General features: G+C 73.3%; 19 protein-coding genes. 10 read left to right on the plus strand and 9 right to left on the minus strand.

Annotated features, from left to right (window positions below; genetic code table 11):
- Window positions 1–44 precede the first annotated feature (44 nt).
- Window positions 45–581, minus strand: a complete 537-nt coding sequence (locus BJY16_RS17255) for a superoxide dismutase family protein (protein ID WP_185040437.1) — start codon at window positions 579–581, stop codon at window positions 45–47.
- A 108-nt stretch (window positions 582–689) separates the two neighbouring features.
- Between BJY16_RS17255 and BJY16_RS17260 the strand changes: the two genes are divergently transcribed.
- Window positions 690–1,625 (plus strand): carbohydrate kinase family protein, encoded by a 936-nt coding sequence (locus BJY16_RS17260; RefSeq protein WP_185040438.1) that lies wholly within the window; start codon window positions 690–692, stop codon window positions 1,623–1,625.
- Between the two features lie 81 nt (window positions 1,626–1,706).
- On the opposite strand, the gene BJY16_RS17265 is transcribed toward BJY16_RS17260, so the two are convergent.
- From BJY16_RS17265 to BJY16_RS17280, 4 genes are read right to left on the minus strand one after another with little or no spacing between them, the layout of a single operon-like run.
- Window positions 1,707–2,099, minus strand: coding sequence for a thioesterase family protein (locus tag BJY16_RS17265; protein WP_185040439.1), 393 nt, complete (start codon window positions 2,097–2,099; stop codon window positions 1,707–1,709).
- Between the two features lie 9 nt (window positions 2,100–2,108).
- Window positions 2,109–3,521, minus strand: a complete 1,413-nt coding sequence (locus BJY16_RS17270) for a PH domain-containing protein (RefSeq protein ID WP_185040440.1) — start codon at window positions 3,519–3,521, stop codon at window positions 2,109–2,111.
- Window positions 3,518–4,021: a PH domain-containing protein gene (locus BJY16_RS17275; protein ID WP_185040441.1), complete on the minus strand. Its 504-nt coding sequence runs from the start codon at window positions 4,019–4,021 to the stop codon at window positions 3,518–3,520. Before BJY16_RS17275 ends, BJY16_RS17270 begins: the two co-directional genes overlap by 4 nt.
- A gap of 10 nt (window positions 4,022–4,031) precedes the next feature.
- Window positions 4,032–4,253, minus strand: coding sequence for a hypothetical protein (locus BJY16_RS17280; RefSeq protein WP_185040442.1), 222 nt, complete (start codon window positions 4,251–4,253; stop codon window positions 4,032–4,034).
- A 347-nt stretch (window positions 4,254–4,600) separates the two neighbouring features.
- On the opposite strand from BJY16_RS17280, the gene BJY16_RS17285 reads away from it, so the two are divergent.
- Genes BJY16_RS17285 through BJY16_RS17295 form a run of 3 tightly spaced genes read left to right on the plus strand, consistent with a single transcriptional unit; the run spans window position 4,601 to window position 7,781 of the window.
- A complete protein-coding gene (locus tag BJY16_RS17285) occupies window positions 4,601–5,767 on the plus strand; it encodes an AAA family ATPase (protein ID WP_185040443.1) in 1,167 nt (388 codons plus the stop codon).
- The gene (locus BJY16_RS17290; RefSeq protein WP_239176571.1) at window positions 5,764–6,834 is read left to right on the plus strand and encodes a DUF58 domain-containing protein; all 1,071 of its coding nucleotides are present in this window, start codon (window positions 5,764–5,766) and stop codon (window positions 6,832–6,834) included. The genes BJY16_RS17285 and BJY16_RS17290 overlap by 4 nt, the downstream gene beginning before the upstream one ends.
- Entirely contained in the window at window positions 6,831–7,781 is a 951-nt protein-coding gene (locus BJY16_RS17295; protein WP_185040444.1) for a VWA domain-containing protein, read from the plus strand. The genes BJY16_RS17290 and BJY16_RS17295 overlap by 4 nt, the downstream gene beginning before the upstream one ends.
- Window positions 7,782–8,229: 448 nt before the next feature.
- Here BJY16_RS17295 and BJY16_RS17300 read toward each other — a convergent pair whose 3' ends face one another.
- Together BJY16_RS17300 and BJY16_RS17305 are read right to left on the minus strand one after the other, a co-directional pair.
- Window positions 8,230–8,877, minus strand: coding sequence for a response regulator (locus BJY16_RS17300; protein WP_185040445.1), 648 nt, complete (start codon window positions 8,875–8,877; stop codon window positions 8,230–8,232).
- Entirely contained in the window at window positions 8,874–9,983 is a 1,110-nt protein-coding gene (locus BJY16_RS17305; RefSeq protein WP_239176573.1) for a sensor histidine kinase, read from the minus strand. Before BJY16_RS17305 ends, BJY16_RS17300 begins: the two co-directional genes overlap by 4 nt.
- Before the next feature lie 206 nt (window positions 9,984–10,189).
- On the opposite strand from BJY16_RS17305, the gene fabG reads away from it, so the two are divergent.
- The 6 genes from fabG (at window position 10,190) to BJY16_RS17335 (ending at window position 14,705) form a co-directional block, all read left to right on the plus strand.
- The gene (gene fabG / locus BJY16_RS17310) at window positions 10,190–10,894 is read left to right on the plus strand and encodes a beta-ketoacyl-ACP reductase (protein WP_203758793.1); all 705 of its coding nucleotides are present in this window, start codon (window positions 10,190–10,192) and stop codon (window positions 10,892–10,894) included.
- A 42-nt stretch (window positions 10,895–10,936) separates the two neighbouring features.
- Window positions 10,937–11,704, plus strand: a complete 768-nt coding sequence (gene fabI / locus BJY16_RS17315) for an enoyl-ACP reductase FabI (RefSeq protein WP_185040448.1) — start codon at window positions 10,937–10,939, stop codon at window positions 11,702–11,704.
- 62 nt (window positions 11,705–11,766) lie between these two features.
- A complete protein-coding gene (locus BJY16_RS17320) occupies window positions 11,767–12,810 on the plus strand; it encodes a ferrochelatase (RefSeq protein WP_185040449.1) in 1,044 nt (347 codons plus the stop codon).
- Window positions 12,807–13,586 carry an HAD-IIA family hydrolase gene (locus BJY16_RS17325; protein ID WP_014688889.1) on the plus strand — a complete coding sequence of 260 codons (780 nt, stop codon included), beginning with the start codon at window positions 12,807–12,809 and terminating at the stop codon, window positions 13,584–13,586. The genes BJY16_RS17320 and BJY16_RS17325 overlap by 4 nt, the downstream gene beginning before the upstream one ends.
- 292 nt (window positions 13,587–13,878) lie before the next feature.
- Window positions 13,879–14,301: an NUDIX domain-containing protein gene (locus BJY16_RS17330; protein WP_260418669.1), complete on the plus strand. Its 423-nt coding sequence runs from the start codon at window positions 13,879–13,881 to the stop codon at window positions 14,299–14,301.
- Entirely contained in the window at window positions 14,298–14,705 is a 408-nt protein-coding gene (locus tag BJY16_RS17335) for an NUDIX domain-containing protein (protein ID WP_185040451.1), read from the plus strand. Before BJY16_RS17330 ends, BJY16_RS17335 begins: the two co-directional genes overlap by 4 nt.
- Window positions 14,706–14,821: 116 nt before the next feature.
- Here BJY16_RS17335 and BJY16_RS17340 read toward each other — a convergent pair whose 3' ends face one another.
- Window positions 14,822–15,325 (minus strand): NUDIX domain-containing protein, encoded by a 504-nt coding sequence (locus tag BJY16_RS17340; RefSeq protein ID WP_185040452.1) that lies wholly within the window; start codon window positions 15,323–15,325, stop codon window positions 14,822–14,824.
- Window positions 15,322–16,104 (minus strand): Rv1486c family protein, encoded by a 783-nt coding sequence (locus BJY16_RS17345; protein WP_185040453.1) that lies wholly within the window; start codon window positions 16,102–16,104, stop codon window positions 15,322–15,324. Before BJY16_RS17345 ends, BJY16_RS17340 begins: the two co-directional genes overlap by 4 nt.
- Window positions 16,105–16,109 lie beyond the last annotated feature (5 nt).

Raw genomic sequence — 16,109 nt, forward strand, 5'->3', positions numbered from 1 at the left:
TGCCCCGACGGTACCGCCTGCCCCCGACAGAAAGCAGAGCCGGATCAGCGACCGCCGGCACGGTAGCCGAACGGCAGGTCGAGGCAGCCGACCCGGGCCCCGGCCGTGCCCGCCACGCCCGGTCCGGTGCGGGTCGTCTCGGCGTGCAGGACCAGCGATTTCGGCAGCCGGTCGGCGGCGAACATCCAGTCCTGCTCGTGCCGGACGGTGGCGGCGCCCCGCGCGTCCGCGGTGAAGTCCAGCCAGATCTCGTTCGCCGGGTTGGCGTAGGCCGGGTCGACCGACGGGCTGACCGGATCGGGCCGGTGCTGGAAGTGCGGGCCGGCCGCCTTCGGGTCCGGGCCGCACTCGGCGACGTGCATGTGCGCGCCGTACGCGTGCCCCGGCACCAGCCCGGTCACCGCCAGCTCCACCCACAGGTTCTGGCCGGTCGAGCTGAACGCCACCTGCGCCGTCGCGCCGACCGGCACCACCTCGGTGTCGTAGGTGACCGCCTGCGCCCCGGCCTGCCAGGTCTGGAACACGGCCGGCCCGGGCGCGGGGGCGAGACCGAGGACGGCGGCGAGCGTGATGACTAACATGCCCTGATTCTGGCAAATCAGGATTTATCCGGCCCGGATTTGCCCCCTCCTGGCCGTGGCGCCGAAAAAACGCGAGGCTGAGATCCGACGACGCGGGAGGGGAACGGCATGGGCTACGCGGTGGTGCTGGGCGAGGCGCTGATCGACCTTCTGGAGGAGGACCGGGACGGCGAGTTGATCTACCGGCAGGCGATCGGCGGCGCGCCGCTCAACGTCGCGGTCGGCGTGGCCCGGCTGGGCGGCGCGGTGCAGTACGCCGGCTCGCTCGGCACCGACGTGCTCGGCGACCGGATCGCCGCCTTCCTGGCCGAGGCCGGGGTCGGCGAGCGGGGGGTGCGCCGGGCCGCCGTGCCGACCACCCTCGCGGTCACCACCTTCGAGGGCGCCGAGCCGGCCTTCACGTTCTACGGCGAGCCGCCGTCCTACGCGCTGCTCGGCCCGGCCGACCTGGACCGGGACATCCTGGCCGGCGGCGAGGTGCTCTACACCGGCTCGATCTGCCTGCTCCGCGAGCCGTTCCGGGCGGCCGCCCGGCAGGCCTGGTCCGGCTTCTCCGGCCTGCGCGTCTTCGACCCGAACGTCCGTCCGAGACTGCTTCCCGACGCGGCCGCCGTGACCGCCCTGCGCGAGCTGGTCGAGGAGTTCTTCGCCACCGCCGACCTGGTCAAGCTGAGCCTGGCCGACGCGCAGCTGCTCTATGCCGAGTCCGATCCGGCGGCCGCCGCCGACCGGATCCGATCGCTGGGCGCGGCCGCCGTGGTGGTCACCTGCGGGGCGCGGGGCGCGCACGTGGCCGCGGCCGACGGCGCGGTCTCGCTGCCGGCCCCGTCGGTCCGCGCGATCGACGCCACCGGTGCCGGCGACTCGGTGATGGGCGCGCTGGTCAGCCGGCTGCTGGCGGAGGGCCGCCCGGCCGGCCTGGACGACTGGCAGCGGCACGTCCGGTTCGCCCTGGCGGTGGCCGGCCTGGTCTGCGAGCGCCAGGGCGGCGCCACCGCGATGCCGACCCCGGCCGAGGTCACCGCCCGCTGGGGCGAGATCTGAGACCCGGCCCGCACCGCACGCGGGCGAGCGGACCGGAACCACGAGCGGGCCGGCCGGAGGTGCTCACGGCCGTCATCCCGGTCAGTCGCCGAGCGCCTGCGCGATGAACCGCTGCCGGTCCACCAGCGCCCGCTCCACCCGCACGTCGGCCACCACCGTCTCGCCGTCCCGCACGCTCACCTCGAAGACCAGCTTGCGCCCGTCGACCTTGGTCAGCGTGGCCTGGCCGACCACGGTGCGCCCGACCGGCGCGGCGGCCCGGTGCTCCACCTCGGCCCGGGTGCCCACGGTGGTGATCCCGCCGGGCAGCTGCCGGGCGGTGGCCGCCACCGTGGCGGCCTCGGCCAGCGCCAGGACCCGCGGGGTGGCCAGCACCGGCACGTCGCCGGAGCCGAGGGCCTGGGCGGTGTCGGCGTCGGTGACCGTCAACTCGACCCGGGCGCTGAGGCCGGGAGCAAACTCGGGGAGCTCCATTCACCCACCTTATGCTTGCGTGGGCCGCTGCCAGAACGTCTCGTCGGCGGGTTGACGGAGATCGGACGGCGCGGCCGGGCGCGCCGGCGCCGCCGGGCGCCGGGCCAGCCGGGCCCGGCGGGCCAGCTCGTCGGCCAGCGCCCAGGCCTCGGCGAGGTCCCGGTCCCGGGCCGCGCCGGACCGCCCGCCGGCCGCGTCGGCGTAGACCGTGGCCAGGCCGAGCATCCGCTGCAGCGGTCCCTGCACCACCCGCACGCTCTGCATCCGGGCGTAGGGCAGCAGGGTCATCTCCCGGGACAGCCGCCCCTCCCGGGTGACCAGCACGTCCGGGTGCAGCCCGACGCCCATGAACCGCAGCCCGACCGGGTGCAGCCAGCGGACCCGGGGCGGCGGGGGCGAGGTGGCCAGCGCGGCCAGGTCGACGCCGGGCAGCACCGCCCCGACCACCAGCCGGGCGGCGTGCTGGTCGCCGACCGGCAGCAGCCGGTCCGAGCCGGTGTCGTTGCCGCGCTCCGGCGCGCCGTACCCGGCGACGTCGAGCTGCAGGTGGAGCCAGCTGGTCAGCCGCCACAGGAACGGCCAGGTGATCCGGATCGCCTGGACCCGGTGCAGCGGCACCACCTGGCTGCGCGTCTCGGTCAGCCCGTAGTGCAGCAGCAGCCGCCCGTCCGGGTCGTGGGCCAGCCGGAAGTCCCAGTCGCGGAGCACCCGGCGGATCGGCTGGAGCAGCACACCGGCCATCGCGGTGACCGTGCTGGCGATCCCGATGAAGGTCCACGACCCCTCCATCACGAACTGGGTGATCACCCAGGCCACGCCGACCGGCAGGAAGAACGCCTGCGGGGTGAGCAGCTGGCTGATCAGCAGCTCCCGGTTGCTGACCGAGAAGAGCGGGCGTCCGCCCGGGGTCACCGTCCGCGGCGCGGCCGCCGGGTCCGCCGCATCCGAGGACACTGCGACGGAGGTACGGCCGGAGAGCGCGAGCAGCCGTTCGCGCAGCGCGGCCGCCTCCCGGACGGTCAGATAGGCCAGCGGCGCCTCGGCCTTGCCCCCGCCGACCACCTCGAGCCGCAGCTCGGCCAGCCCGGTGGCCTGGGCCAGCAGCGGCCGGCGCAGCTCCACCGACTGCAGCCGGTCGAGCGGGATGGCCCGGTTGCGCCGCCACAGCAGCCCCTCGGTGATCCGCAGCTCCCGGGCCACCACCTGGTACCCGGTGTTCCACCAGCCGACCGCCGAGAAGATCACCGCACCCACCGCGACGGCCAGCACCACCATCGCGAAGTGGGTCGGGCCGAGCTGGCGCAGCGACTGCCAGGAGAGCGCCGCGACGATCACGAACAGGCTCTTGGCGCCGTGCAGCAGCGGGCTGAGCGGGTGCAGCCGCTGCCGTCCGGCCTGCTCGGGGGTCTCGGTGGTGGTCACAGGCCCTCGGCCCGGTCCTCGCCGAGGGCGGTCAGCCGGTCCCGCAGCCGGGCCGCCTCGTCCGGCGGCAGCCCGGGCACCTGGGCGTCGCTGGCCGCGGCCGCGGTGTGCAACTGCACGGTGGCCAGCCCGAACGCCCGCTCCAGCGGGCCGGCGGTGACGTCCACGAACTGCATCCGCGCGTACGGAACGATGGAGAGCCGGCGGACCAGCAGCCCGTGCCGGACCATCAGGTCGTTGTCCCGCTCGGCGTACCCCCAGGCCCGGACCGCGCGGACGGCCACGGTGGCCCGCCAGACGCCGAGCGCCAGCACCGCCGCGATGCCGGCCAGCCAGGCCCAGTGGTGGGCGAACAGCCAGCCGACGACCAGGCCGAGCACCAGGACCGCCTGCCAGATGGCGAGGCTGATCAGCTCCACAGTGATCAGCTTGCTGGACACCGGGCGCCACCGCACCGTGTCGGGCCAGGGCTGCAGGGCATCGACCGAAGGCGTGCTCACGTTTCAAAGCCTAGGAGATGGACGCATCGTCTGCCGAGACGAAAGGGGTCACTTCCCGGAGGAAGGACCGGGCCTCCAGGAACGCGCCCAGGGAAACCCGATGATCGGCGCAGGCCAGCCAGGTCTTGCGGTATTGCGGGTCATGAAGTTTGGGATTGTTCCACAGCAATTGCCAGGCCGCCGACGCGCGACAACCCTTGGCGGAGCACTGCGGGGAGAGTTCCTCGACCATGTCGACCAACTTATAAGGAACGACGTGGGAGTAATGAAAAAGATTATGCGCCGGGCGGCCACGGGGGAAGCCGCCCGGCGACGCTGTAAATGCTACACGGTTCAAAGACTTCCGTATCCACCCGGTGAGCGTGCCCGTTCCGGCGGATCGCGCAGAAAGATCAACATGTTCGGCCGATAGTGCCCTGGGCTGCGGAGATCGGCCGGTATCGCCGAAGATGGTGACGGTCAGGTGACAGCCCGGGTTTCTATGCTCCTAGGAACCTCTCAGCCGTGTGTAGTTGTCTGTCGTGTAAGTCTTGAGCGTCGGCATCCGCGCCGGCACATGTTGACCGTTGTGGAGGACCGGTGGCGCAGCCCAGCACGCCCGAGACCGAGACCAGCCCGGAGCCGGTCCCGCCGGCGCACGACGCGTCGCAGCTCGAGCGGGCGATGTTCGAGGTCAAGCGGGTCATCGTCGGCCAGGACCGGATGGTCGAGCGGATGTTCGTGGCGCTGCTGGCCCGCGGTCACTGCCTGCTCGAGGGCGTGCCCGGGGTGGCCAAGACGCTCGCGGTGGAGACCCTGGCCAAGGTGGTCGGCGGCACCTTCTCCCGGGTCCAGTTCACCCCCGACCTGGTCCCCGCCGACATCGTCGGCACCCGGATCTACCGGCAGAGCAACGAGCAGTTCGACGTCGAGCTCGGCCCGGTGTTCGTGAACTTCCTGCTCGCCGACGAGATCAACCGGGCGCCGGCCAAGGTGCAGTCGGCGCTGCTCGAGGTGATGGCCGAGCACCAGGTGTCGATCGGTGGCAAGAGCTACGACGTGCCCGATCCGTTCCTGGTGATGGCCACGCAGAACCCGATCGAGCAGGAGGGCGTCTACCCGCTGCCCGAGGCGCAGCGCGACCGCTTCCTCATGAAGATCATCGTGGGGTACCCGACGGACGCCGAGGAACGCGAGATCGTCTACCGGATGGGGGTGAGCGCGCCGGAGCCCAAGCAGGTGTTCACCCCGGCCGACCTGCTCGCCCTGCAGCGCCGCGCCGACCAGGTGTTCGTGCACAACGCGCTGGTCGACTACACGGTCCGGCTGGTGCTGGCCACCCGCGCCCCGGCCCAGCACGGCATGCCGGACGTGGCCCAGATGATCCAGTACGGCGCCTCCCCGCGCGCCTCGCTCGGCATCGTCCGGGCCACCCGGGCGCTGGCCCTGCTCCGCGGCCGGGACTACGCGCTGCCGCAGGACCTGCAGGACGTGGCGCCGGACATCCTGCGGCACCGGCTGGTGCTCAGCTACGACGCGCTCGCCGACGACATCCCGGCCGACCAGATCGTCGCCCGGATCATGCAGATGGTGCCGATGCCGTCGGTCGCCTCCCGGCAGGGCGCCGCGCCCAACGGCGGTCCGGTTCCGCCCGCGCCCACCAGCGGCGTCCCGGCCGGCGGCGTCCCGGCCGGCGCCGGCTACCCGGCCAACGGCGCCGGGAGCCAGTTCCCGCCGAACGGCCCCGGCTGGCCCGGACCGGCATGAGCCAACCGATCGGATCCGCGCCGGCGCCGCTGGACCAGACGGCGCGGAGCGGCCTGGCCCCGTCCGGCAGCGTCCCGGAGCCGCTGGCCGAGGCGGCCCGGGCCGAGGCGGTGCTGGCCAAGCTGCAGCTGCTGGTCACCCGCAAGCTGGACGGCCTGCTCCAGGGTGACTACGTCGGCCTGCTGCCCGGTCCGGGCACCGAGGCCGGCGAGTCCCGGGAGTACCGGCCCGGCGACGACGTGCGCCGGATGGACTGGCCGGTCACCGCGCGCACCACGCTCCCGCACGTGCGGCGCACGGTCGCCGACCGGGAGCTGGAGACCTGGATGGCCGTCGACCTGTCCGCCAGCCTCGACTTCGGCACCGCCAAGTGGCTGAAGAAGGACCTGGTGATCGCCGCCGCCACCGCGGTCACCCACCTGACCGCCCGGGGCGGGAACCGGATCGGCGCGGTGGTGGGCACCGGCTCCGGCGTACCGGAAAGCGGTCTCACCCGGAAACGCTGGCGCCGCAAGCCGGCGGCGGCGAGAGAGAGCGACGCGCCCGGGCCGTCGGTCGTGCGGATGCCGGCGCGGCCGGGCCGCAAGGAGGCGCAGGGCCTGCTGCGGGCGATCGCCCGGACCCGGATCCGGCCCGGGCGGACCGACCTGGGCGCCCTGATCGACCTGCTGAACCGGCCGCCCCGGCGGCGCGGCGTGGCCGTGGTGATCTCCGACTTCCTGGCGCCGGTGGAGAGCTGGGCGCGGCCGATCCGCAAGCTCGGGGTCCGGCACGACGTGCTGGCCATCGAGGTGGTCGACCCGCGCGAGCTGGAGCTGCCCGACGTGGGCGTGCTGACCCTGGCCGACCCGGAGTCCGGCGCGCTGCACGAGGTGCAGACCGCCGACCCGGCGCTGCGGCAGCGGTATGCCGCCGCGGCCGGTGAGCAGCGGGCCGCGATCGCCCGGGCGCTGCGCGCGGCCGGCGCCTCGCACCTGCGGCTGCGCACCGACACCGACTGGCTGCTGGACATGGTCCGTTTCGTCGCCGCCCAACGACACGCACGCACCCGGGGGACCACTCGATGATCCGTTTCCTGGCTCCGTGGTGGCTGCTCACGCTGCTGCCCGTCCTCGCCGTGGCCGGCGCCTACGTCTGGCGGCAGCTGCGCAAGCGGCAGTACGCGATGCGGTTCACCAACGTCGACCTGCTGCGCACCCTGGCGCCGAAAGGCCTGGGCTGGCGCCGGCACGTCTCGGCGGTCGCGTTCCTGCTGATGATGGCGGCGCTGGCGTTCTCCACCGCGCGCCCGTCGGTGGACACCGAGCAGCCGCTGGAGCGGGCCACCGTGATGCTCGCCATCGACGTGTCGCTGTCCATGCAGGCCGACGACGTGGCGCCGAGCCGGATCGAGGCGGCGCAGGAGGCGGCCAAGGCGTTCGTCAACGAGCTGCCGCCCACCTACAACCTGGGCCTGGTGTCCTTCGCCAAGGCGGCGAACGTGCTGGTCGCGCCGACCAAGGACCGGTCCGAGGTGATCGCCGGGATCGACAGCCTGACCCTGGCCGAGGCGACCGCGACCGGGGAGGCGGTGTTCACCTCGCTGGACGCGATCCGCTCGGTGCCGGCCGACGGCGCGGAGGGCGCGCCCCCGGCCCGGATCGTGCTGCTCTCCGACGGGTACCGCACGTCGGGTCGCTCGATCGAGGACGCCGCCACCGCCGCGGCCGGGGCGAACGTGCCGGTCAGCACGATCGCGTTCGGCACCGACACCGGCGTGGTGGACATCCGCGGCCAGCTCCAGCGGGTCCCGGTGGACCGGCTCTCGCTGCAGGAGCTGGCCGAGCGCACCAAGGGCTACTTCTACGAGGCGGCCTCGGTGAGCGAGCTGAAGAAGGTCTACGAGGACATGGGCAGCTCGATCGGGCACCGGACGCAGCCGCGCGAGGTCACCCAGTGGTACGCCGGGGTGGCTCTGCTGCTGGCCCTGTTCGGCGCGGCGTCGAGTCTGCTGTGGACGTCCCGGCTGCCCTGACCGAGGGCACGCCCGGGGCTTATGGCGTGTTGTGCGAGGCGAGCACGAACAGGAGCACGACCCACGCGGACAGGACGGTGAGACCGAGGGGCGCGATGAGGTTCTTCATGGTGGAGCCACCTTCCGCATCGTGACTGGCGGGTTTCTGCGCGCAGGTCACGTCGCGGCCATGCCCGCTGCCCGGGTGTCGCGGCGCACACGACACGGCCGGCCTCCCGCGAGCAGGCGGGAGCCGGTGGGAACGGGTGGGAGAGATCGGGTCAGCGGTCAGAGGCGCTGACGAGCGTCCCGGCCACGACTAGGAGGATCGCTATCTCGCACAGCGATCACCTCCACAGCTCGTCGGGCCTTTGGGAACCGCCGGGAACTGTACCCCTTAAAGACAACTTAAGAAACTCAGGCCTCACCCGGGTGGCGCGGAACACCCGGACGTGTTCACTCTCCGGCTCTACTCGCCGGCCGCCACCAGGCCGGTCTCGTAGGCGAACACCACGGCCTGGGCGCGGTCGCGCAGCGCGAGCTTGGTCAGGATCCGCCCGACGTGCGTTTTCACCGTCTGCTCGGCGACCACCAGGTCGGCGGCGATCTCCTGGTTCGACCGGCCGCGGGCGATCAGCCGGAGCACCTCGGTCTCCCGCGGGGTGAGCGCGTTCAGCGCCACCGGGCGCGGCCGGTCGGCCTTGGGCCGGGCGGTGAACTCGGCGATCAGCCGGCGGGTCACCGACGGGGCGAGCAGCGCCTCGCCGGCCGCCACCACCCGGACCGCCTGCACCAGGTCGGCGGCCGGGGCGTCCTTGAGCAGGAAGCCGCTGGCCCCGGCGCGGAGCGCCTCGTAGACGTAGTCGTCCAGGTCGAACGTGGTCAGGATGAGGATTTTCGGACCGCCGGCCAGCCGCCGGGTCGCCTCCAGGCCGTCCATCACCGGCATCCGGACATCCATCAGCACCACGTCCGGGTTCAGCTGCCGGGCCGCGGTGATCGCGGCCGCGCCGTCCGCCGCGTCGCCGACCACCACGAAGTCCGGCTGGGCGGCGAGCAGCGCGCCGAAACCCTGCCGGACCATCGCCTGGTCGTCCGCGATCAACACCCTGATCATGGCGCCTCCGGCTGTCGCGGGATCCGGGCCAGCACCCGGTAGCTCCCGGCGCCGTCCGGCCCGGCGGTCAGCTCGCCGCCGAGCAGTGCCACCCTCTCACGCATCCCGATCAATCCGTGGCCCGGCCGGTGGCCGGCCTCCGGCGGGCTGGTCAGCTCGTTGCGGATGTCCAGCTCCAGCAGGTCGCCGTCGGCGCGGGCGAGGATGCGCACCGGGCCGCCCGGCGCGTGCCGGGCCGCGTTGGCCAGGGCTTCCTGCGCTATCCGGTACGCCGTGAGCCCGGCCGTCCCGTCCACCCCGTCCAGCCGCGGCAGCTCGCCGCTGACCGCCAGCCCGGCCCGCCGCGCCCCGCTCACCAGCTCGGTGATCTCCGGGTAGCCCGGCTGCGGGGCGCGTTCCGCCTCCTGGTTCTCCGCGCGCAGCACGCCGAGCAGCCGGCGCATGTCGGTGAGTGCCTCCCGGGCCGCCACCGCGATCGAGGTCAGCTCGTCCTTGGCCGCGTCGGGCAGCCCGGCCAGCCGGAACGGCGCGGTCTCCGCCTGCACCGCGATCATCGACATGTGGTGCGCCACCACGTCGTGCATCTCCCGGGCGATCCGGGTGCGCTCCTCCAGCACCGCCCGCTTGGCCCGCTCCAGCTCGTTCAGCTCGGTCTGCTCGGCGAGCAGCTCCCGGGCGCGGCGACGGTAGGACGCGGTGCTGCAGAGCGCCGCGACCGCCACCACCAGCAGGGCCCCGCCGAGCACGTTGCCGTGCGGGGAGAACAGGAAGACCGGGATCAGGAACAGCCCGGTGGCCCAGGCGGTGACCGCCGGAGCGCTGACCCAGGCGAGCCGGCCGAGCACGAACAGCGCGGCGAGGATCTGCACCGCGTTCCACGGCCAGGGCTCGTCGTGCGGGCCGACCTTCGCGTTGACCACGCCGAGGAACAGCATCACGAACGCCAGCCGCCAGGCGGCCACCGGCCGGCGGTAGGCGAGCACCACCGGGAGCACCGCCCCGGCCGCGAGGAGGTAGAGCGCCTCGGGCGGCAGCACCCGGGTCTCCTCCAGGGTCGCGACCATCGCCATGGCGAGGCTGACCAGCAGGAGCAGCAGCACCGGCATCGCGATCCGGAAAGCCCGTCTCCGGATCGGCGGCCTGGGCGTTTCCCTTCTGAACGTTAGGTAAGTCAGCGGCCCCATTACCGTGCTCCGCTGCTGAGGGCCGATAGTCTCCATTCCCAGCAGGCTAACGACGGGGCGCTGCGCTGTCGTCGCCCTGCGGTACCCCCTACCGGGGTATGACATCCGTGGAGTCGAAGGAGTGGACTGTGCCTCGCACCGTGTTGGTGACCGGCGGAAACCGTGGCATCGGCCTGGCCATCGCCCGGGCCTTCGAGAAGCAGGGTGACCGGGTCGCCATCACCCACCGTGGCTCGGGCGCCCCGGACGGCCTGTTCGGTGTGCAGTGCGACGTGACCGACGCGGAGTCGGTGGACGCCGCGTTCAGCTTCGTGGAGAACGAGCTCGGCCCGGTCGAGGTGCTGGTCGCCAACGCCGGCATCACCGACGACACGCTGCTGCTGCGGATGTCCGAGGAGCAGTTCGAGCGGGTCCTGGACACCAACCTGACCGGCTCGTTCCGGGTCGCCAAGCGGGCCAGCGCGAAGATGCTGCGCGCCAAGTGGGGCCGGATGATCTTCATCTCCTCGGTGGTCGGCCTGTACGGCGGCCCCGGCCAGGTGAACTACGCCGCGTCCAAGGCCGGGCTGGTCGGCGTGGCCCGCAGCATCACCCGGGAGCTGGGCACCCGGAACATCACCGCGAACGTGGTGGCCCCCGGATTCATCGAGACCGAGATGACCGAGGTCCTGTCCGAGTCCCGCAAGGCCGAGATCATCAAGGCCGTCCCGGCCGGCCGGCTCGCCTCCCCGGACGAGGTCGCCGCCGCGGTGACCTTCCTGGCGAGCGACAACGCGGCGTACATCTCGGGCGCCGTGATCCCGGTCGACGGCGGTCTCGGCATGGGGCACTGACCCCACCCTTATTTCAGTCACAAATTTCTTCAGGAGAGAAACTTGTCTGGACTGCTGGCCGGAAAACGGCTGCTGGTCACCGGTGTCATCACCGACGCCTCGATCGCCTTCAACGTGGCCAAGGTGGCCCAGGAGAACGGCGCCACGGTCGTGCTCACCGGCTTCGGCCGGCTGTCCCTGGTGGAGCGGATCGCCAAGCGGCTGCCCGAGGCCGCCCCGGTCATCGAGCTGGACGTGACCAACCAGGAGCACCTGGCCGGCCTGGCCGACAAGGTGCGCGAGCACGTCGACGGGCTGGACGGCGTGGTCCACTCGATCGGCTTCGCCCCGCAGAGCTGCCTCGGCGGCGGCTTCCTGGACGCGCCGTGGGAGGACGTGGCGACGGCGCTGCAGGTGTCGACGTTCTCGTACAAGTCGCTGGCCACGGCGGCGCTGCCGCTGATGAGCTCGGGCGGGTCGATCGTCGGCCTGACCTTCGACGCGACCAAGGCGTGGCCGGTCTACGACTGGATGGGCGTGGCCAAGGCCGGGCTCGAGTCGGCGAACCGCTACCTCGCCCTGCACCTGGGCAAGCACGGCATCCGCAGCAACCTGGTCTCGGCCGGGCCGCTGCGCACCATGGCCGCCAAGTCGATCCCGGGCTTCGAGCAGTTCGAGGACGCCTGGTCGGAGCGGGCGCCGCTGGGCTGGGACCTGACCGACACCGAGCCGACCGCGCGGGCCATCTGCGCGTTGCTCTCCGACTGGTTCCCGGCCACCACGGGTGAGATGGTGCACGTCGACGGCGGGTACCACGCGCTCGGCGCGTGACACCGCTGACAGCGGGCGGGTTACCGCGCGCCGGTTGAACCTTCCGGTGGCAGGATGGGCGGGTGGTTTACGACGCCTTCGTCCTGCTCTCCTTCGGCGGTCCGGAAAAGCCGGATGACGTGATGCCGTTCCTGCGCAACGTGGTGCGCGGGCGCGGCGTTCCGGACGAGCGCCTCGCCGAGGTGCGTGAGCACTACATGCACTTCGGCGGGGTCTCCCCGATCAACCAGCAGTGCCGGGACCTGCTCGCCGCGGTCCAGGCCGAGTTCGCCGGCCACGGCATCGATCTCCCGGCGTACTGGGGGAACCGGAACTGGCACCCGATGCTCGCCGACACCGTCGCGCAGATGCGGGACGACGGGGTCGAGCACGCGCTCGGCTTCGCCACCAGTGCGTACGGTGGCTATTCCTCCTGCAAGCAGTACTGGGAGGACATCGCCGCGGCCCGCAAGGCGGTCGGGCCGAAAGCCCCGCTGATCAGCAAGCTGCGGCAGTTCCACGACCACCCGGGCTTCGTCGAGCCGCAGGCCGACGGGGTGCGCGCCGCGCTGGCCACCCTGGACCCGGCCCGCCGGGCGACCACCCGGATCGTCTACACCGCGCACTCCATCCCGGTCAGCATGGCCCGCACCGCCGGCCCGACCGGCGGGCGCTACACCGCCCAGCTGGAGGAGACCGCCCGGCTGGTCCAGGCCCGGGCGGCCGAGGACCTGGAGCACGACCTGGTCTGGCAGAGCCGCTCCGGCCCGCCGCAGGTCCCGTGGCTGGAGCCGGACATCAACGACCACCTGGAGACGCTCGCCGAGAAAGGCGTCACCGACGTGGTGGTCAGCCCGATCGGTTTCGTCTCCGACCACCTCGAGGTGATCTGGGACCTGGACAACGAGGCGAAGGACACCGCGGCCCGGCTCGGGCTCGGCTACGCCCGGGCGTCCACCCCGGGTGTCCACCCGCGATTCGTGACGATGGTCCGCGAGCTGGTCCAGGAGCGGCTGGGTGATCAACCGCACACCACCCTGGGTACGCTCCCGACCTGGGACGTGTGCCCCAGCGACTGTTGCACCCCTCCGTCCCGCCCTGCCAAGCGACCTGGAGCCGCTGCATGAAGGAACGCAAAGCGATCGAGAGCTGGCTCACCGACATGGACGGCGTGCTCGTCCACGAGGGCGAGCCGGTTCCCGGCGCACCCGAGTTCGTCAACCGGATGAAGGCGTCCGGCAAGCCGTTCCTGATCCTCACCAACAACTCCATCTACACCCCGCGCGACCTGCAGGCCCGGCTCACCCGGATGGGCTTCGAGGTGGACGAGCAGTCGATCTGGACGGCCGCGCTGGCGACCGCGCAGTTCCTCGCCGACCAGCGGCCCGGCGGCACGGCGTACGTGATCGGCGAGGCCGGCCTGACCACCGCGATGCACGCGTCCGGCTACGTGCTGACCGAGTTCGACCCGGACTACGTGGTGCTCGGCGAGACCCGCACCTACAGCTTCGAGGCGATCACCAAGGCGATCCGGCTGATCAACGGCGGCGCCCGGTTCATCTGCACCAACCCGGACGCGACCGGGCCGTCCACCGAGGGCCTGCTGCCGGCGGCCGGCTCGGTGGCCGCGATGATCTCCCGGGCGACCGGGGTGAAGCCGTACTTCGTCGGCAAGCCGAACCCGATGATGATGCGCTCGGCGCTGAACGCGATCGGCGCGCACAGCGAGACCACCGCGATGATCGGTGACCGGATGGACACCGACGTGCTGTGCGGGCTGGAGGCCGGGCTGGAGACGATCCTGGTGCTCACCGGGATCAGCAGCCGGATGGAGAGCGAGACGTACCCGTACCGGCCGTCCCGCATCGTCAACTCGGTCGCCGACCTGATCGACGAGATCTAGCACCGCCGGTCCGGCGGCCGGTCCCGGGCCGGCCGCCGGACCCGCGCGGTCCGCGGCTCGCCCGCGCGGCCCGCGGACCCGGCTCGCCCGCGCGGCCCGCGGACCCGGGTGGCCAGCAGGAGCAGGGCGCCCGGGTTCGGCCGGGTGGTGTGAGCGGGGGCACACCGTCCTGTTCGGCGGCGTGGCGAGCGGCCTGAGTTGCCGCCTGCCGCCTAGCCTCGCTGGCGTGCCGGCGTGGGAAGAGTCGTATCTCGGGCAGTTGCGGGAGTCGGTCGGACCGGCCCGGGTGCTGATGACCGTCGGGGCGCGGGCCGTGCTGCGCGACCCGGACGGCCGGGTGCTGCTGATCCGGCGCAGCGACAACGGCCGGTGGGCGCTCCCGGCCGGCACCATGGAGCTGCGGCAGACGCTGAGCCAGTGCGCGATCCGCGAGGTGTTCGAGGAGACCGGCCTGACCGTGCACAGTGTCACGCCGTTCGCCCTTTACTCCGGCGAGGAGCTGACCACCAGCGCCTGGGGCCAGCCGTACCAGCACGTCACCCTCGCCTGCCGGGCCGACTCGTGGTCCGGCGAGCTGCTCCGGGAGACCGACGAGACGGTCGACGCCGCGTTCTACCCGGTCGGCGCGCTGCCCGAGACGGCCGGCCCGAACACCCGGCGCACCCTGGCGGACCTGGCCCGTTTCGAGGCCGGCGACCCGTTCGTGCTGGCATGAGCGAGGTCGTCGCGGCCGCCTGGGTGTGGGTCCGCGGGCGCCGGGTCCTGGTCGTCCGGGCGCGCCAGTCGGACGCTTTCTACCTGCCCGGCGGCAAGCTGGAGGCGGGCGAGACCGCCGCCGAGGCGGCCGCCCGGGAGGCCGAGGAGGAGGTCGGCGTCCGGGTCGAGGCCGCGGGGCTGCGCCTTTTCCGTACGATCGAGGCGCCCGCGCACAACCGTCCACCCGGCACCCGGGTCCGCCTGATCACCTTCCGCGGCGACCCCGCCGACCCGGCCCCCACCCCGGCCCCGGCCAACGAGATCGCCGAGCTGGCCTGGTTCACCTCGACCGACACGGCCCGCTGCGCCCCCGCCATCCGCCTGCTCCTGGACGAGCTGGTCAAAGCCGATCTGATCGACTGACGCCGCGACGCCCGGTGCGGCCGGCCGGTCCCGAGCCGGCGTCCAGCGGGGCTGCGCGCCGGTGCGGCCGGCCGGTCCCGAGCCGGCGTCGACCGGGGCCGCGGCGTCCGGTGCGGTCAGCCGGCCACCTGGGACTCGGCGAACCAGCGGGCGGCGACCTGGGTGTGCAGGCTGAAGCCGAGCTCGGCCGGGGCGTGCAGGACCTCCAGGCCGAGCACCTCCGGCTGCGGCATGCCGGGCAGCTGCTCCGGGTCGGCGAGCGGGGGGAGCACACCGAAGATCAGGAGGGTGCCGTCCGGGGCGCTGAGCGCGTCGAAGAGGCGTACCTCACCGGGGTCGGCCGTCAGGCCGGTCTCCTCGCGCAGCTCGCGCGTGGCCGCGGTCTGCCAGGTCTCGCCCAGCTCGATGAAACCGCCCGGCAGGGCGAGCAGGCCGGCGGCCGGCGGGATGCCGCGCCGCACCACCAGCAGACCGGAACCGATCGGCTGCAGCGCCACCGCGACCGGGGTCGGGTTCCGGTACGTCGTCTCGCCGCACGCCGCGCACCGGCGTGGCCACGGCTGGTCCGGGGTGAACCGCGCCCCGCAGAACGTGCAGTGCGCGTGCCGGTCGGCGGTCACGGGCGCAGCGGCGCGTTGCAGGCCGCGACCAGCGCCTGCCGGCACGCCGCGGTCAGCGGCCGGAGCGCCTCGTCCCGCTGCTGGGCCTCGTAGCCGTTCACCGCGCCGCCCGGCGCGTTCGTCTCGGCCAGCGCGAGCACCCGGTCGAGCACGCTGGCCCGGGCGAACAGCCGCCGCGACCGCGGATCGAACCCGGGCGGCAGGGTGGCGGTGCTCTCCGGGCTGCGCAGCGCCTGCAACGCCCCGGACAGCTCCGGTTTCCACTGCGCCACGTCCAGCTTGGTCAGCCGGGTGGTGGCCTCGCCGAGCGCCGCGGTCAGCTGCGCCTCGGCCTCGGCCGCGCCCATCTGGAAGACCGGCCGGTGCTCGGGCGCCGGCAGCACCCGCCAGACCACCGTCTCGAACTCCACGCCGGAGCCGGACGTGTGCCGGCGCACCTCCGGGATCACCCCGAACCCCGGCGTGATCACCGCCTCGCCGGCCAGCAGCGCGGCGCCGGTCAGCGGGCCCGGGCCGGGCAGTCCACGCGGGTCACCGGGGACCGGCAGGACCAGCCGGATGTCGTCGGGATGCAGCTTCGCGAAGATCGGCAGGCCCTGGCCGAGCGGGACGTCGGTCCAGGTGCCCGGGGCATCGGCGACGAGGTGCTCCTCGTCGCCGGCGATCTCGTCGGCCAGCTCGTCGAACGGGACGAGCCCGGCGCGCCAGGCCCGCACCCAGGCCACGAAGCGGGTGGACCGGCGGGCGGTGCGGGTGGCCGCATCTGCTGCGGAATGCATGCGAG

It is taken from the genome of Actinoplanes octamycinicus (assembly GCF_014205225.1).
GTDB classification, from domain to species: Bacteria; Actinomycetota; Actinomycetes; order Mycobacteriales; family Micromonosporaceae; genus Actinoplanes; species Actinoplanes octamycinicus.

Coding starts and splice junctions, on each gene's coding strand:
- BJY16_RS17325 (WP_014688889.1), top strand. CDS start 12,807: ATGAAGGAACGCAAAGCGATCGAGAGCTGGCTCACCGACATGGACGGC.
- BJY16_RS17280 (WP_185040442.1), bottom strand. CDS start 4,253: ATGGTCGAGGAACTCTCCCCGCAGTGCTCCGCCAAGGGTTGTCGCGCG.
- BJY16_RS17300 (WP_185040445.1), bottom strand. CDS start 8,877: ATGATCAGGGTGTTGATCGCGGACGACCAGGCGATGGTCCGGCAGGGT.
- BJY16_RS17260 (WP_185040438.1), top strand. CDS start 690: ATGGGCTACGCGGTGGTGCTGGGCGAGGCGCTGATCGACCTTCTGGAG.
- BJY16_RS17255 (WP_185040437.1), bottom strand. CDS start 581: ATGTTAGTCATCACGCTCGCCGCCGTCCTCGGTCTCGCCCCCGCGCCC.
- BJY16_RS17290 (WP_239176571.1), top strand. CDS start 5,764: ATGAGCCAACCGATCGGATCCGCGCCGGCGCCGCTGGACCAGACGGCG.
- BJY16_RS17265 (WP_185040439.1), bottom strand. CDS start 2,099: ATGGAGCTCCCCGAGTTTGCTCCCGGCCTCAGCGCCCGGGTCGAGTTG.
- BJY16_RS17305 (WP_239176573.1), bottom strand. CDS start 9,983: ATGCCGGTGCTGCTGCTCCTGCTGGTCAGCCTCGCCATGGCGATGGTC.
- BJY16_RS17295 (WP_185040444.1), top strand. CDS start 6,831: ATGATCCGTTTCCTGGCTCCGTGGTGGCTGCTCACGCTGCTGCCCGTC.
- BJY16_RS17345 (WP_185040453.1), bottom strand. CDS start 16,104: ATGCATTCCGCAGCAGATGCGGCCACCCGCACCGCCCGCCGGTCCACC.
- BJY16_RS17330 (WP_260418669.1), top strand. CDS start 13,879: ATGACCGTCGGGGCGCGGGCCGTGCTGCGCGACCCGGACGGCCGGGTG.
- BJY16_RS17335 (WP_185040451.1), top strand. CDS start 14,298: ATGAGCGAGGTCGTCGCGGCCGCCTGGGTGTGGGTCCGCGGGCGCCGG.